11 protein-coding genes and 1 tRNA gene are annotated in these 13970 nt (G+C 59.2%); 3 read left to right on the top strand and 9 right to left on the bottom strand.

Going from position 1 to position 13970, the window contains the following annotated elements; all coding sequences use genetic code 11:
* The 7 genes from menB to BEN30_RS00515 all read right to left on the bottom strand — a co-directional run bounded on the left by menB (position 1) and on the right by BEN30_RS00515 (position 9062).
* Positions 1-825 carry a 1,4-dihydroxy-2-naphthoyl-CoA synthase gene (menB, locus tag BEN30_RS00545; RefSeq protein ID WP_069956382.1) on the bottom strand — a complete coding sequence of 275 codons (825 nt, stop codon included), beginning with the start codon at positions 823-825 and terminating at the stop codon, positions 1-3.
* Positions 822-2558, bottom strand: a complete 1737-nt coding sequence (menD, locus tag BEN30_RS00540; protein WP_084004862.1) for a 2-succinyl-5-enolpyruvyl-6-hydroxy-3-cyclohexene-1-carboxylic-acid synthase — start codon at positions 2556-2558, stop codon at positions 822-824. Before menD ends, menB begins: the two co-directional genes overlap by 4 nt.
* Entirely contained in the window at positions 2555-3955 is a 1401-nt protein-coding gene (locus BEN30_RS00535) for an isochorismate synthase (RefSeq protein WP_170826914.1), read from the bottom strand. The genes menD and BEN30_RS00535 overlap by 4 nt, the downstream gene beginning before the upstream one ends.
* A 333-nt stretch (positions 3956-4288) precedes the next feature.
* Positions 4289-4363: transfer RNA gene (locus tag BEN30_RS00530), tRNA-Gln, on the bottom strand.
* A 159-nt stretch (positions 4364-4522) separates the two neighbouring features.
* The gene (locus tag BEN30_RS00525) at positions 4523-5581 is read right to left on the bottom strand and encodes a 4-(cytidine 5'-diphospho)-2-C-methyl-D-erythritol kinase (protein WP_084004860.1); all 1059 of its coding nucleotides are present in this window, start codon (positions 5579-5581) and stop codon (positions 4523-4525) included.
* A gap of 12 nt (positions 5582-5593) precedes the next feature.
* Entirely contained in the window at positions 5594-7351 is a 1758-nt protein-coding gene (locus tag BEN30_RS00520; RefSeq protein ID WP_069956380.1) for a tetratricopeptide repeat protein, read from the bottom strand.
* A gap of 64 nt (positions 7352-7415) precedes the next feature.
* Positions 7416-9062, bottom strand: coding sequence for an electron transfer flavoprotein-ubiquinone oxidoreductase (locus BEN30_RS00515; RefSeq protein WP_069956379.1), 1647 nt, complete (start codon positions 9060-9062; stop codon positions 7416-7418).
* A 172-nt stretch (positions 9063-9234) separates the two neighbouring features.
* Here BEN30_RS00515 and BEN30_RS19070 point away from each other — a divergent pair, with 172 nt between their 5' ends.
* The 3 genes from BEN30_RS19070 (at position 9235) to moaB (ending at position 12636) form a co-directional block, all read left to right on the top strand.
* The gene (locus BEN30_RS19070) at positions 9235-10122 is read left to right on the top strand and encodes a uracil-DNA glycosylase (protein WP_084004875.1); all 888 of its coding nucleotides are present in this window, start codon (positions 9235-9237) and stop codon (positions 10120-10122) included.
* A gap of 179 nt (positions 10123-10301) precedes the next feature.
* Positions 10302-12119 carry a lytic transglycosylase domain-containing protein gene (locus BEN30_RS00505; protein WP_170826913.1) on the top strand — a complete coding sequence of 606 codons (1818 nt, stop codon included), beginning with the start codon at positions 10302-10304 and terminating at the stop codon, positions 12117-12119.
* Positions 12100-12636, top strand: coding sequence for a molybdenum cofactor biosynthesis protein B (gene moaB, locus BEN30_RS00500; protein ID WP_069956377.1), 537 nt, complete (start codon positions 12100-12102; stop codon positions 12634-12636). Before BEN30_RS00505 ends, moaB begins: the two co-directional genes overlap by 20 nt.
* On the opposite strand, the gene BEN30_RS00495 is transcribed toward moaB, so the two are convergent.
* Positions 12617-13216: a TIGR04282 family arsenosugar biosynthesis glycosyltransferase gene (locus tag BEN30_RS00495; protein ID WP_069956376.1), complete on the bottom strand. Its 600-nt coding sequence runs from the start codon at positions 13214-13216 to the stop codon at positions 12617-12619. The two genes, moaB and BEN30_RS00495, sit on opposite strands and share 20 nt — an antisense overlap.
* A complete protein-coding gene (locus BEN30_RS00490; protein WP_069956375.1) occupies positions 13213-13890 on the bottom strand; it encodes a TIGR04283 family arsenosugar biosynthesis glycosyltransferase in 678 nt (225 codons plus the stop codon). The genes BEN30_RS00495 and BEN30_RS00490 overlap by 4 nt, the downstream gene beginning before the upstream one ends.
* Between the last annotated feature and the right edge of the window lie 80 nt (positions 13891-13970).

The following is a 13970-nucleotide window of genomic DNA, read 5'->3' as shown; positions in this document are numbered from 1 at the left end:
CTATGGTCGACGGGGGAAGCTTGAAAAATCGGGGGCGCGCTTTTCGACATAGGCGTTGCGGCCTTCCTGTCCTTCCTCGGTCATGTAAAACAGCCCGGTGGTGTTGCCAGCCAGTTCTTGTAGACCGGCGACGCCATCGGTGTCGGCGTTGAACGAGGCCTTCATGCAGCGCAAGGCGGTGGGTGACAGTTTAAGCATATCGCGGCACCAGGCGACGGTTTCGGCCTCCAGATCCTCGACGGCGACCACGGTGTTGACCAAGCCCATTTCATAGGCCTGCCGGGCGTCGTACTGACGGCACAGGAACCAGATTTCCTTGGCCCGGCGCAGGCCGACCATACGCGCCAGCAAGCCGACGCCGAGACCCGCATCGAAGCTGCCGACGCGGGGGCCGGTTTGGCCGAAGCGGGCGTTGTCGGCAGCAATCGCCAGATCGCAACACAGGTGCAAGACATGACCGCCGCCGATGGCGTACCCGGCGATCATGGCAACGACGGGCTTGGGCAGGGTGCGGATTTGCCGCTGCAATTCGAGAACGTCGAGGCCTTCCTCGCCGCTTTCATCGCGATAGCCGCTATCGCCGCGCACTTTCTGATCGCCGCCCGAACAAAAAGCCAGTTCGCCCGCGCCAGTCAGAATGATAACGCCAATGTCTTTGTCGAGATGGGCGTGGCGGAAGGCCGCCATCATGCCGCGCACGGTCTCCGGACGGAAGGCGTTGCGAACGTGTGGGCGATTGATGGTGATCTTGGCGATGCCCTCGGCTTGATGATAGGTGATGTCGGTGAAGGTGGGTTTTTCGATGGCCTGCCAGGCAATGCTCACGGGGTGTCTCCTTGAAAGGGGTCGATACAAGCCTGCCAGTGGTCCTGGTGGCGTTTGTTGCTGGCCCGGCGGTCGAGGACGACGCGGATCACCTGCGTCGTTTTGGAGCGCAAGGCCGCGCTTAAGGCATGCTGCAAACTTGCCTCGTCAATGGCGTGATGACAGACAATCTCATAGGCGGCACAGACTTTGGCGATGTCGGGGGCGTCGTCGGTCAGCCAGTAGCGGGCGAACAGTGCCGCATCCAGGCCCGCTTGCGGCAAGTATTCAAAAATGCCGCCACCGCCGTTGTCGAGGACGACGATCAGCACCGGGATGTCTTGGGCCGCGCGCAGGCTGGCGCTATCGTGGGCGAAGGTCAGATCGCCGATCAGGCCGACCGCGGGCGCGCCTGCGGGGTCGGCAGCGGCCAGTCCCAGGAGGGTGGCGATATTGCCGTCGATCCCGGATACGCCGCGGTTGCCGGTCATGCGCAAGGGTTTGTGCTCGACGCTGAGGAAGCTGTCCAACTCGCGCACGGGCATCGAGTTCCCGGCGAACAGCAAGCTATCGGCGGGCAGGTGGTGGGCGAGCAGGGTGACCACGCGATCCTCGAACAGACCCGTCGCGGAGGGGGGGGGAAGGGCCGCGCGAACCTGCGCATCGGCCGCTTGGAAGGCCTTCAGCCAGTGCAGGTCTGCCCCCGTGGCGATGGCCTTGGTGAGCGATTCGGCAACCCTGCGGGGGTCGGCGTGGATCATGTGCGTGGCGTGTCCGGCGGGGTCGGGCCATTGATCATATTCGGCAACGACAATGTGCTGGCTGGTAGCGCACATGCGCATGTACTGACCGAGGCCCTTGGACACCGGATAGGCGCCGAAACGCAGTACCCAGTCCGGTTGGTGAGCCTCTGTGAAATGAGGGCTGCGCAAAAAGCCGTCGTAGCCGCCAATAACGGTGTCGTCGACCCATGGGCCGCGCCGCAGGCCGGACAGGGGATCGGCCAGGATCGGCGCGTTGACGCGGTTGGCCAAGCGGACCGCGGCGTGGGCAAAGGGTACGTCGAGACGATCCGGACCGCAGACGATCACCCCCTTGCCACTCGACAGGACAGCGGCGAGGGTGGTGATGGTGTCGGCGCTGGGCAGGGTGACGCCGCGATGGATGGTTATGGCCCGCCCACCGCGCCTATTCGCTGGCGGGAGGTCATTTTTGGGCAGCAGCGGTTCGCGAAACGGCACGTTGATGTGGACCGGGCCGGGGCGGGACGACAGCGCCGCATCGACGATGCGGGCGGTGAGGCCGGGCAAGGTGTCGATCTCGTCTTCGGCGGGCGGCGGCAATTCATGAAAGGCGCGCACCAGATCACCGAACAGTTTGATTTGGTCGGTGGTTTGATTGGCACCGATTGCCCGCGCTTCGGGCGGGCGGTCGGCGCTGATCAGGATTAACGGCACATTGGCAGCCGAGGCCTCCATGATGGCGGGCAGCCAATTGGCGACGGCGGTGCCGGAGGTGCAAATCACGGCCGCTGGCGTGCCCGACAACTTGCTTAGGCCGAGGGCGAAATAGGCGGCGCTACGTTCGTCGCCGATGACCCAATCTCGGGTTGACGGATGGCGCGCAACGGCGAGGACCAACGGCGTCGAGCGCGAGCCAGGCGAGATGACGACGCGCCGGACCCCGGCCTGGACCAAGCCGTTAATCAGGGCGTCGGCCCAGATCAGGTTCAAGTGTCCCTGGTCCAGCATCATGCCTCCTCCAGGGCGTCGAGCATGGCGGCGAGTTTGAGCTCGGTTTCGGCCAGTTCCTCTATGGGGTCGGAGGAACCGACAATTCCCGCCCCCGCCGATAGATGGGCGTGATTGTCTTTGAGCACGGCGCAGCGCAAAACCACGGACAAATCGCCATCGCCGCCGGGGGTCATCCAGCCGAACACACCGGTATAAAGGCCGTCGCGGGTTTCACCATGACGGGCTAGCCAATCAAGGGCCGCTGCGGAGGGCGCGCCGCCGACCGCAGGGGTCGGGTGCAGGCGTTCGGCGAGGTCGAGCAAGCCGATTTCACGGGCGGGTTTGCCTTCAATCGGGGTCCACAAGTGATGCAGGCCGCGCAACCGCATCAGCAGGGGCTCTTCTGGATAGGTGAGGTCTGAGCTGACTGGGGCGAGCCGACGCAAGATGGCATCGACGACCAGTTGGTGTTCGTGCAGGGCTTTGTCGCTGTGTTGCAGATCGAAGCCGAGCAGGGCGTCGCGGCCTTCGTCGGGATCGCGGCGCCAGGTCCCGGCCAGGGCGTCACTGTGCAGTCGTCCGTGTTTCAGGCGAATCAGCCGTTCCGGGGTTGCCGCCGCCAACACGCCGAAGTCTCCGGTCATGGCGATCTGAACGCAACTGGGAAAGCGTTGGGCGAGGTTGATCAACAGCCGCGCCGGTTCGAAGCGGCGCGGGGCGACAACGTGGATGTGGCGGCTCAGGACGACCTTTTTTAAGAGTCCTTGGTGGATGTCTTGGGTGGCTTGGCCGACGCGGGCAAGCCAGGTGGCGTCGTTGGGCGTGGCCGAGACGCGGCGCAGGGGATTGGCGCAGGGGGCGGCGTCAATCGGTGAGGAAACGGCGATCAGAAGCCGCTGCAGGGCGTGCAGCCAGGCGGCCTTGGCGGCCTCGCCGTCGCCCTTGTCGCGGTGCCAGTTGAGGGTCAGGCTGCACACCGCCCGTTGGCGCTGGAGGGTGATCAGGGGCAAGCGCAGGAAGGCGCTTAGCCCTGCCGTGGTGTGCTCGGTTGCGTCGTTGGCACTTGCCGCGGCAAAGGGGAAACCAGTGAACAGGGCTGGGGATTGGCCCAGGTCGTCGAGGTCAAACTGCCGCCAATTGGTCTGCATCGACTGCAAGGCGGCGGCCAGCGCACCAATGTGCCGCTGGCCCGTGGTCTCGACCGAAACCACCTGTTCGCAGCCGAGCAGGAAGTGGCGATCTTCGGGGCTCGCCCAGTAGATGAAATCGGTCAATCCTTGGGGTAGGCCCTGTGGCAATCCGTCAAACCCAACGTCGGGCAGGGCCATGGTGACGCTGGTAATCCCCGAGCCTATTAACGCCGCAGCGGCATCCGAACGGGCCAGCAGCGCGCTCAACAATGGGTGAAAACTATCCATGAGAAACCTATGCCATCTTGATGCAGAGTTGTCGACGATAAAGGACGGGACCTTGTCATGCGTCGACTTCATTTATGACCGGGAATGTAATCTAATGAGTTTGGTGATTTTTAGTCATTTAATTCGCTCCAACCGTTATCCGACGAAAACTCTCAATTGTGAAAACGGTCAATTTTTGATCTGTAAATAAAATACGGCCAACACCCTGATTTATCAGGATACTGGCCAAATCTTGCGACAGACTAAGTTATGAAAACGACAAACTAAGCTGTGAAATGACAAATTAAACTGGAAATGACAAAAGGCTCCCGCTCGGGAGCCTTTTGCTGATTTTGGCTGGGGCGGTAGGAGTCGAACCTACGGTGCACGGCATCAAAAGCCGCTGCCTTACCACTTGGCTACGCCCCATTCGTGGTGTCCCCTTTGGACAACGTGTCACAAGGGGTGCGGGGGGGAAAATAAGGGGTAATGGCCGGGTTCGCAAGCGGGTAATGGGAAAAACTTTAGCTAATGTGCAAAACGGCTTTTGTTTTGCATATTTATCGCGGAAATCAGCCCTTTTTGTGGTTACATTGGCAGCGGTTCGTCGAGCATTTGTGTCGCTTTGACCCACCATTGGGGATGGGCTTGGGCTAAAGACTGGGCGGCGGCTTGGGCTTCGCTTTCGTGGGCGAACAAGGCGAAGCAGGTGGCGCCGGAGCCGCTCATGCGGGCGAGCAGGACGCCCTCTGAGGATTCGAGCGCGTTTAAGACGTCCCCAATGGTGGGGCTAAGCGCAATGGCTGGGGCCATCAAGTCGTTGTGGCGTTCGCTCAGTTGGCGGGCAAAATGGGCGACGTCGAGCGGATGGTGGTGAAAACGCGCAGGGGGGGAGAATGTGTCCTCTTGCGCTTCGGTCATATCTCTGCGGGCCTGAAAAACGGCGGGGGTGGAAACGCAGACGCCGGGATTGACCAGCACCAGCCACGTTACGGGCAGGTGCGGGGCCAATTCAAGCAGCTCGCCAATACCGCCCATGTACACCGGGCGACCTTCCAGGCACACCGGAACATCCGCGCCCAGTTGCAGGCCAAGGGTGAACAGCATGTCGGAGCCCAAATCGTCGCGCCACACTTTAAACAGGGTCGATAAGGCCCGCGCGGTGTCGATGGTGTCGGCGATGTCCCGAGCAACGCCGTGAATGGCGCTGTCGGACAGTTCAATATCCCACAACACGACCAAAGCTTTGAGGGTCGCCGCCGCGTCTGCGGATCCGCCACCGATTCCCGATGCAACCGGTAAATTCTTTTCCAACTGGATGTGCGCGTCGGCGGGAACGCCGGTGTGCGCCGCCAACAGCCGGGCGGCGCGCATCACCAGATTGTCATCATCGGGCGAAAGGGCGTCGGCAAACGGGCCGCTGATGTCGAGACTTAAGCCCGCACCCGCTTCAACGGCGCTGACGGTAATGACATCGCCGATGTCAGCAAACACGGCCAAGCTGTCGAGTTCATGATAGCCGTCGCTGCGCCGCCCCGTGACGTGCAGGTACAAGTTGATCTTCGCCGGCGCGAAACGGGTGACTTGCGCGAAGCGGGTGAAGCGGGTTGTGGGCGCAAAGCTGCTGGCGGGTTCGGATTTGGGCATGGTTCTCACCTCTTACTGAGAGGATACGGCGTCCAGGCCACTTTTGAGTTTTTGCTCAATGAGCTTGAGGAGCTTTTCATCGGGCTCCAAGCCTTTGGCGCGTTGCCACTGAAAGCGCGCTTCGCGGGTGCGGCCCACTTTCCACAGGGCATCGCCCAAATGATCGTTGATAACAGGGTCGTCGGGGCGCAGCATGACGGCGCGTTCCAGTTTTTTGGTGGCCATGTCAAATTGACCCAGGCGATAGAGCCCCCAGCCCAGGCTGTCGACGATGTAGCCGTCGCGGGGCCGTAAATCGACGGCTTTTTCAATCATTTTTAAGGCCTGATCCAGATGCTGGCCTTTATCAATCCACAAATAGCCCAGATAGTTCAAAGTGGTGGGCTGTTCGGAATCAAATTCCAATGCTTTGAGGAAATCCGCTTCGGCTTCGGGCCAGTGATCGGTTTGCTCATAAGACACGCCGCGCGCGTAATAGACGACCCAATGGCGGGGCTCAATTTTATCGATCCGTTTCAGGGCGTCCGTATAGGCTTCTACCGCTTCTTTAAAACGTTCATGACGGCGCAAAACACCGCCCAATTCGATCAGGGGGGCTTCCCGGTTCGGCCGTTCACGGGCCAAGGTGCGCAACAAGCTCACAGCCGCGTCGGTTTGGTCCAGGCGGTCCAAGTTGTCGGCGGTGTGCATGCGGGCATTCCAGCTCAGCGGTGAATCTTTGGGGATGTTGGCATAAATGGCGTTGGCGTCCGCATAGCGCTGGCTGGTTTCCAGCGCTGCGGCGATCACCACTTTGGCGCCGTCCATATCGGGGCGCAGATAGAGCGCCAAGCGCGCCAAAACCAAAACCCGGCTGTCACTTGCTTGCTTTTGCAGCACGCTGGCGATGTTGTACAAAATCTCAGCGGCACCGTCTTGGGGGGTGGCGACGTCAAGGGTCAAGCGCTTGCCGGCCTTGCGACGACCTTGCGCGAGCACCAGCATAGCCTCGCCTTCGCCGTCATCCTTGAACTTTTCGTACAGTTCAAAGGCTTTGTCGTATTGGTCCAAGCGTTCGAAATGGCCTCCCAAAAGCTGCGCCACACGGATGGACAGACCGGCAGATTTCAAGACCTCCAAGAAAGAGGCTTCCGCCGCCGCAGAGTTGCCAGCGTGCTCTTCGATCAAGGCGGCATGAAGGTCATGCAAAGCATTGAGGGCTTTTTGCTCTTTCATAGCGCCAAGCGCTTCCAGCGCACCCTTGGTGTCGTTCTGGCCAACCTTGGCCCACGCGTTAAGGGCCGGAGCCAGCAAGCGGATCAGGCCAACCTTTTCCGCTTTCAACACCAGTTCGACAGCGGCGTAGTTGTTGGTTTTAAGTGCCAGAACGGCCCGCAGCAAATTGGCGAACGGCGCTTCTTCACCCGCCATTTCAATTTTGTTCAATGCCTCAAGGGCTTCATCAATGCGCCCTTCGGTGAGGGCCAGAATGTAAATGCGCTTTTGCAGGTCTGGCGTGGCCAGATCCCCTCGGGTCACGGCGGCGGTGTAAAAATTCAACGCCGCCAAGCTGTCGCCAACCTGTTCGGCGTGACGTCCGGCAAGGTAACTGCCGGAAGCTGCTTCACCGCTGCCGTCAATGAGATTTTCTTCGGGTTTAGCGGAGCCGTTTTCCGCGTACGCGTGCGACGCTGCAGAAAGCGTGATGGCGGCGAAACCGATGGCGACGGCGGTGCATGTCAGGTGGGTTGCAAAAGACATGGTTTTGAGGGTGCGATGCAATGTTGTCATGGCCGCAGTGTAGCTGTCTCGTGCCCGGCTCGCAATAAGACGAAGTTGTTGTTCGCAGCTATTTTTACATATTCGGATAGTTTGGCCCGCCGCTGCCTTCGGGCGTGGTCCAGATGATGTTTTGGCTGGGGTCTTTGATGTCGCAGGTTTTGCAATGTACGCAGTTTTGGGCGTTGATTTGCAGGCGTTTGGCCGATGAATCCCCCTCAACCTCGACAAATTCATAAACTCCCGCGGGGCAAAACCGTTGCTCCGGCCCATCGTACAGCGCCAAGTTCACAGACAGGGGCACGCCTTGGTCTTTGAGCTTTAAGTGGCACGGCTGGTCTTCTTCATGGTTGGTGTTGGAAATAAACACCGAGCTCAGCTTGTCGAAGGTGATTTTGCCGTCAGCCTTGGGGTAATCGATTTTGCGGGCGTTTTTGGCCGGTTTTAACTGGTCGTGATCGGTGTGGTGCTTGAATGTCCACGGCGCGCGACCGCCAAACAAATAGGTGTCCAGCGCCGAATAGGCGATACCCATCCACAGGCCGTTTTTGAACGACGGGCGAATGTTGCGCGATTTTTTCAGTTCCGCCCACAGCCACGACGCTTGCAGCTGTTCGGGGTACGTTTCCAACAAAGCCGGGGCGTTTTCGCCAAAAACCTTTACGATGGCGTCCGCGCATTCGATGGCCGACTTCATGGCGGTGTGCGAGCCTTTGATGCGCGGTACGTTCATAAAGCCCGCAGACGCGCCGATCAAAGCACCACCCGGGAAAATCAGCTTGGGGATGGATTGAAAGCCGCCTTCGTTGAGCGCGCGCGCGCCATAGGCAATGCGCCGCCCGCCTTCAAAAATGGGACGGATTTTCGGATGGGTCTTAAAACGCTGCATTTCATCGAACGGCGACAGGTAGGGGTTGGTGTAATCCAAGCCGATGATAAAGCCGACGGACACCATGTTTTCGCCAAAGTGATAGAGGAACGACCCGCCATAAACGTCGCTGGTGAGTGGCCAACCGACCGTGTGGATCACGGTGCCGGGCTTGAAGCTTTCGGGTTTGATTTCCCACAGTTCTTTGATGCCGACGCCGTAGGTTTGCGGCTGAACGCCATCGCGCAGGTTGAATTTTTCCATCAATTGCTGGGAAAGCGAGCCGCGACAGCCCTCGGCAAACAGGGTGTAGGTGGCGTGCAACTCAACACCGGGTTCAAAATTCGGGCCTTCTTCGCCCGCCTGCGTGCGGCCCATATCGCCGGTGGCGACGCCTTTGACCCGCCTATTCCCCGGGCCGTCGTCTGCAAACAGAATTTCCGCAGCGGCGAATCCGGCAAAGACTTCGATCTCCAACGCTTCGGCCTGGCCGCCCAGCCAGCGCGTCAGTTCCCCCAAGGACGCAACGAAGTTGCCGGAGTTGTGCATTTGCGGAGGGGTCGGCAATTTGAATGCGGACGTCGCCGTCATGAACAAAAACTGGTCATCAACCACGGGCGTGTTCAACGGCGCGCCCAGGTCCTTCCAATCGGGAAACAGTTCGGTTAGGGCAATGGGGTCAATGACGGCACCCGATAAAATGTGGGCGCCGATTTCCGAGCCCTTTTCCAGCACGCACACCGAAATCTCTTTGCCCGCCGCTTGGGCTTGCTGTTTGACGCGAATGGCCGCCGTCAGACCTGCCGGTCCGCCGCCCACGACAACGACGTCGAATTCCATGGCTTCACGTTCCATCCGCTGTGCTCCTGTTTTACCCTGTTTTCTGGTGGCCCCGTTTTCTGTTTTGGTATTTTAAGGGGCCTTGGCCAAATTAAACCCCAGGATTTGAATTGCTGCAACTGCGAAATCATCTTTTTGCAATGCAGCAAGACTTCCCTTGTGCGGTGGCGATGGTATGGTGGCGGTTATGTACAGGTTTGAAGACACCGCGCTGCATCCCGCCGAGGTCCTGAAATGGTATCTCGACGCCGGGGTTGATGAGGCCATGGGCGAGCAGCCCTTGGATCGCTATGCCTTGCTGCAAGAAGCTCAGGCCGAGCGCGCCCTGGCCGCAGAAGCGATGCTGAAAGAAGCCCAAACCGCCCATGACACCTCTCACGTTGCCACGCCGATGTCGTCTCCAAGCCCGGGACGGATCGGTTCGGTCCCGGTTCCGGTTCGTCCTGCGGACATGGTTGACGTGCAAAAGGCGATGAAAGAGGCCGTCGAGCGTGCGGCAGCGGCCAAAAACCTGGACCAGTTGCGTGCCGCCTTGGAAACTTTTGACGGCTGTGGATTGAAGAAAAACGCAACGAATCTGGTGTTTGGCGATGGCAATCCGGCGGCCCGCATCGTCCTGATCGGCGAAGCGCCGGGGGCTGATGAAGACCGCCAAGGTGTGCCGTTTGTCGGTGCAAGTGGCCAATTGCTGGACAAAATGTTGGCATCCATTGGCTTGGATCGTACCAACGTGTTTTTATCGAACACGGTGTTTTGGCGTCCGCCCGGCAACCGCAGCCCCAACGCAGGTGAGATTTCGGTGTGTCTGCCGTTTGTGGAGCGCATGATCGAAATCATCGATCCCGTCGTTTTGATTACGGTGGGCGGGCCGGCCACGCATTCCCTGTTGGCCCATCCCGGCAGCATATCGCGGCTGCGGGGGCAATGGTTCACCTATGAAACGCCGCAGATGTCGCACCCCATCGCTGCCACCGCCATTTACCATCCGCTGAATTTGCTGAGCACGCCGGCACATAAGCGTCAAACGTGGTTGGACCTGATTGCGATCAAGGCCAAATTGGCTGAGCACGCTTAATTTCCCCCAGGCTTGAAACGCAGAGACCCCTTTGGGGCAGGATTGCTATATCTGGTCCTATGACGTATAAGATTTGTCAATATTTTGGGTGGATACTCAGTGCGGATTCATCAGGCTGGGAATTGGGCGGAGTTGTTTAAATCATTATGTCGGTAAAGCCATTTTTTCGTGCCTTGAGCATGGCCGCATCCGTTTGGGTTTTGATGTCGGTTGTGCCATCTTTGGTTCACGCTCAAGATGCGGCCCAAGATGTCGGCGAAGACGCGAGCCCGGCCACCGTTCAACAGGTGGCGCAACTCGATTTGCCCAGCGTATTGAACGCGGAGGACACGGCGCGCTACCGGAAAATTTTCGCCTTGCAAGAAAAGGGCGACTGGGGCAAAGCCGACCGGGAAATCAAGCAGCTATCTGATCGCCTGTTGATGGGGCACGTGCTGGCGCAACGCTATTTGCACCCGACCAAATACCGCTCCAAATACAAAGAATTGAAATCCTGGCTGGACACCTACAACGACCACTTTTACGCCAAGCAGATTTATCAACTGGCCCTGAAGCGCCGTCCGGCAGGCTATAAATTTCCCACAAAGCCACAGGTGGGGCGGGCCTTATATAACAAGGCCTCCAATAGCCAAGAAGACGTCGACCAGCCCACACGCAAGCACTTGACCCGTACGCAGCGTCGCCGGGTCGCGACCTTAAAGGTCATGCTGAAAAGCTACATGCGCAAAGGCCACACCCTGTCTGCCAAGCAGTTGATTGAATCGGGCGAAGCTCAAAAATTGTTCGATGACTACAATATGGATTGGGCAAGGGCCAGTTTGGCCAAAGGCTATTTTATGGACGGGCGCGACGATTGGGCGGTCAAGTGGGCGGAAAAATCCGCGGCCAAGTCCGGAAAGTATTTGCCCAGCGCACACTGGATTGCGGGTCTGGCTTATTGGCGTCTGGGCGATGTGGAGAAATCCGCCGAACATTTTGAACTGTCGGCCAAGTACGATGCGTCTTCTTGGACGCATTCGGCCTCTGCCTTTTGGGCCGCGCGGGCCAATTTGATCGCGCGCCACCCCGAAAAAGTTATGCCCTTGTTGGAAGAAGCTGCCAAACATCCGCGCACATTCTACGGCATGCTGGCCAATAAACTTTTGGGCCGCGAGCCGGAATTCAACTGGCAAATGCCGCCCATGAATGGGGACGAAGTTCAAGCCTTGCTGGCAAACGGCGGCGGACGCCGGGCGTTGGCCTTGGTACAAGTTGGCGAAAGCGAATTGGCCGAAAAAGAAATGCGCCAAACCGCCCGCTTGGCACCCAAAGAAATGGCCCAGGGCATGCTGTCCATTGCCGCGCACACGGGCATGGCGGAATTGACCATGCGCTTGGACGCCATGCTTTACCCCGATGGCGGCGGCTTTGACGGGGCCTCTTACCCCTTGCCCGCGTGGCAACCGGACGGCGGCTTTACGGTGGACCCGGCGTTGATTTACGCCCTGGTGCGCCAAGAATCGCGCTTTAATCCCAATGCCCAGTCCGGTGCCGGTGCGCGCGGTTTGATGCAATTGATGCCCGGAACCGCCAGCTTTGTGGCCCGTGACCGAACCTTGCGCTGGAACAAAAGAGCACAGCTTTTTGATCCCGAATTCAATCTTGCCCTAGGGCAGAAATACATTTCCATTTTGCTCAACGACAACAAAATTCAGGGTGATTTGTTTTTGATGGCGGCGGCCTGGAATGGCGGGCCTGGCAATCTCAACAAGTGGCGTCGGCGCGTCAACGACATGGACGATGCGTTGTTTTTCATCGAAAGCCTGCCGTCGCGCGAAACCCGTATTTTCATTGAACGCGTGCTGACCAATTTATGGGTCTATCGCAATCGTTTGGGTCAACCCGCACCGTCTTTGGATGCCATTGCGTCCGGTGTTTGGCCCAGTTATTCAGCCCTTGACCCCTCTGGGGCTGGGGCACCAGAACAGGTTGCCGAAAATGTCTCAAATCGAAGGTGAACGTGAATTTCTGCCGGTGCGCATTGCCGTCTTGACGGTTTCAGATACCCGCAAATTGGAAAACGATAAGTCCGGTGACACTTTGGTGGCGCGCATCGAAGCGGCCAATCATATTGTCGCGGCGCGTGAAATCATCAAAGACGAAGTGCCGAAACTGGTCGAACAGCTGACCGCCTGGATCAACGACGACACCATCGACGTGGTGATCGCCACCGGTGGCACCGGGTTGACGGGGCGCGACGTGACCCCTGAAGCTTTTGCTCAGGTGTGTGAAAAAGAAATTCCCGGCTTTGGCGAATTGTTTCGCTGGATCGGATATCAAAAAATCAAAACCTCGACCATTCAATCGCGCGCCACGGCGGGGCTGGCCAATGGCACATATCTGTTTGCCCTGCCCGGTTCGACGGGGGCCTGCAAAGACGCTTGGGATGACATCTTGGTCCACCAGTTGGACGCCCGCACGCGGCCCTGCAACATGGTTGAACTGATGCCGCGTCTTAAAGAGCACTTGGTTTAGCGCTAAAATCAGCCCCATCATCCACATCGCTGAGGCTTTCGATGAAAGCGACTTTGTACCCTTTCGGCACCCGCGCGAGGGTGTCTGAAAGCGCTTGGGCGGTGGACCACTGAACCCCTTGAAAGGGGTTGAGGAGGCACGGGCGACGCTTGGCCCCGACAAGCCAATAGCCGCCGTCGGTGGCCGGACCAAACACCAAATCGTTTGCGCCCAAGGCTTGAAACGCCGCCGCAATGTGGGCAGGCGTTATGGCCGGAATGTCTGAGCCAGCGATCACCACCGGACCGGGGGGCAACGTCAACCAAGGGCGCAGCATGCGGTCCCCCAAATCCCCCGGGCCTTGGCCGATGAGCGTCCAGCCGGGGGGGAATTGCCGCGAATCATGTACCGCAACGTCCGGCGTTACACTCAACCAGCCTTGCCAACGCGGGTCACGCAATTTTCGCGCCGTGGCAAACAGCAACGTGCGGTGAAAGGCCCAGGCGCGGGCCCAGCCGATGTCTTTGGCCAAGCGCGATTTCGTCCGCCCGATGCGTGGCGCTTTGCTCATCAGCACCAGATGTTGGGGCAAATGATTCATCGATACAGTCTCAGCAATATGGATTGGGACGCACCCAGCAGATAAAGACCCAGGCACGTCAGGTTGCGCAACGGTCGTGCCCACCAGCCGCCCGTTTGGTAGCGCTGGGCTGAGGTCTGCAGGGTGGCGTTGAGGCGCCTTAAGCGCATTGGGCCGATGCGCCGCACCAAGTCGACGTCTTCCATAATCGCTTGCTCAGGCACATATCCGCCGACCTCGTCGTAAAGGCTTCGGTGGATCAGCAGGCCTTGATCGCCATACGGCAAGTTCAGCGCCTGGGCCCGCCAGTTGGCCAACAGGGCGACCCGTTTTGCGCCGCCACTGTGCGTATCGAAGTCGAGGCGAAAATAGGCGGCCAGCTGTTGGTGGCGTTCGGGGGCAGTGAAGCGGTTCACAATCGCCTCCCACCCTTTGGGCAAAATGCTATCGGCATGCAAAAACAGCATCCACGGACTTTGGGCCTCAGCCGCACCCCGGGCCAGTTGACGGCCGCGTCCGGGGGTGCAAACGATCAGCTTTGTGTCGTGCTGGGTGGCGATCCGCGCCGTGTCGTCCGTTGAGCCCCCATCGATGACCAGCACTTCGTTGATGAGGGTACTTGACGCACGAAGGCTTTGAAGCGTCCGGTCTACAGTCGCTTCGGCGTTCAAGGTGGGGATGATGATGCTCAACATGAACGGAGATTACCACGTCTTCACCGTCACCAAAGCGCCTTATGTGTTCTTGAATTGTTCTCGCTCGTTGTGTAAGGTGG

The organism is Magnetovibrio blakemorei, from assembly GCF_001746755.1.
Lineage (GTDB): Bacteria > Pseudomonadota > Alphaproteobacteria > Rhodospirillales > Magnetovibrionaceae > Magnetovibrio > Magnetovibrio blakemorei.
Note: the sequence above shows the minus strand (reverse complement) of the source record. Positions and strands in the feature narration are given on the sequence as shown.

Excerpts from the sequence above, each read along its gene's own strand:
- menD (WP_084004862.1), bottom strand. The coding sequence starts at position 2,558 with ATGATGCTGGACCAGGGACACTTGAACCTGATCTGGGCCGACGCCCTG.
- BEN30_RS00535 (WP_170826914.1), bottom strand. The coding sequence starts at position 3,955 with ATGGATAGTTTTCACCCATTGTTGAGCGCGCTGCTGGCCCGTTCGGAT.
- BEN30_RS00525 (WP_084004860.1), bottom strand. The coding sequence starts at position 5,581 with ATGCCCAAATCCGAACCCGCCAGCAGCTTTGCGCCCACAACCCGCTTC.
- BEN30_RS00520 (WP_069956380.1), bottom strand. The coding sequence starts at position 7,351 with ATGACAACATTGCATCGCACCCTCAAAACCATGTCTTTTGCAACCCAC.
- BEN30_RS00515 (WP_069956379.1), bottom strand. The coding sequence starts at position 9,062 with ATGGAACGTGAAGCCATGGAATTCGACGTCGTTGTCGTGGGCGGCGGA.
- BEN30_RS19070 (WP_084004875.1), top strand. The coding sequence starts at position 9,235 with ATGTACAGGTTTGAAGACACCGCGCTGCATCCCGCCGAGGTCCTGAAA.
- BEN30_RS00505 (WP_170826913.1), top strand. The coding sequence starts at position 10,302 with ATGGCCGCATCCGTTTGGGTTTTGATGTCGGTTGTGCCATCTTTGGTT.
- moaB (WP_069956377.1), top strand. The coding sequence starts at position 12,100 with ATGTCTCAAATCGAAGGTGAACGTGAATTTCTGCCGGTGCGCATTGCC.
- BEN30_RS00495 (WP_069956376.1), bottom strand. The coding sequence starts at position 13,216 with ATGAATCATTTGCCCCAACATCTGGTGCTGATGAGCAAAGCGCCACGC.
- BEN30_RS00490 (WP_069956375.1), bottom strand. The coding sequence starts at position 13,890 with ATGTTGAGCATCATCATCCCCACCTTGAACGCCGAAGCGACTGTAGAC.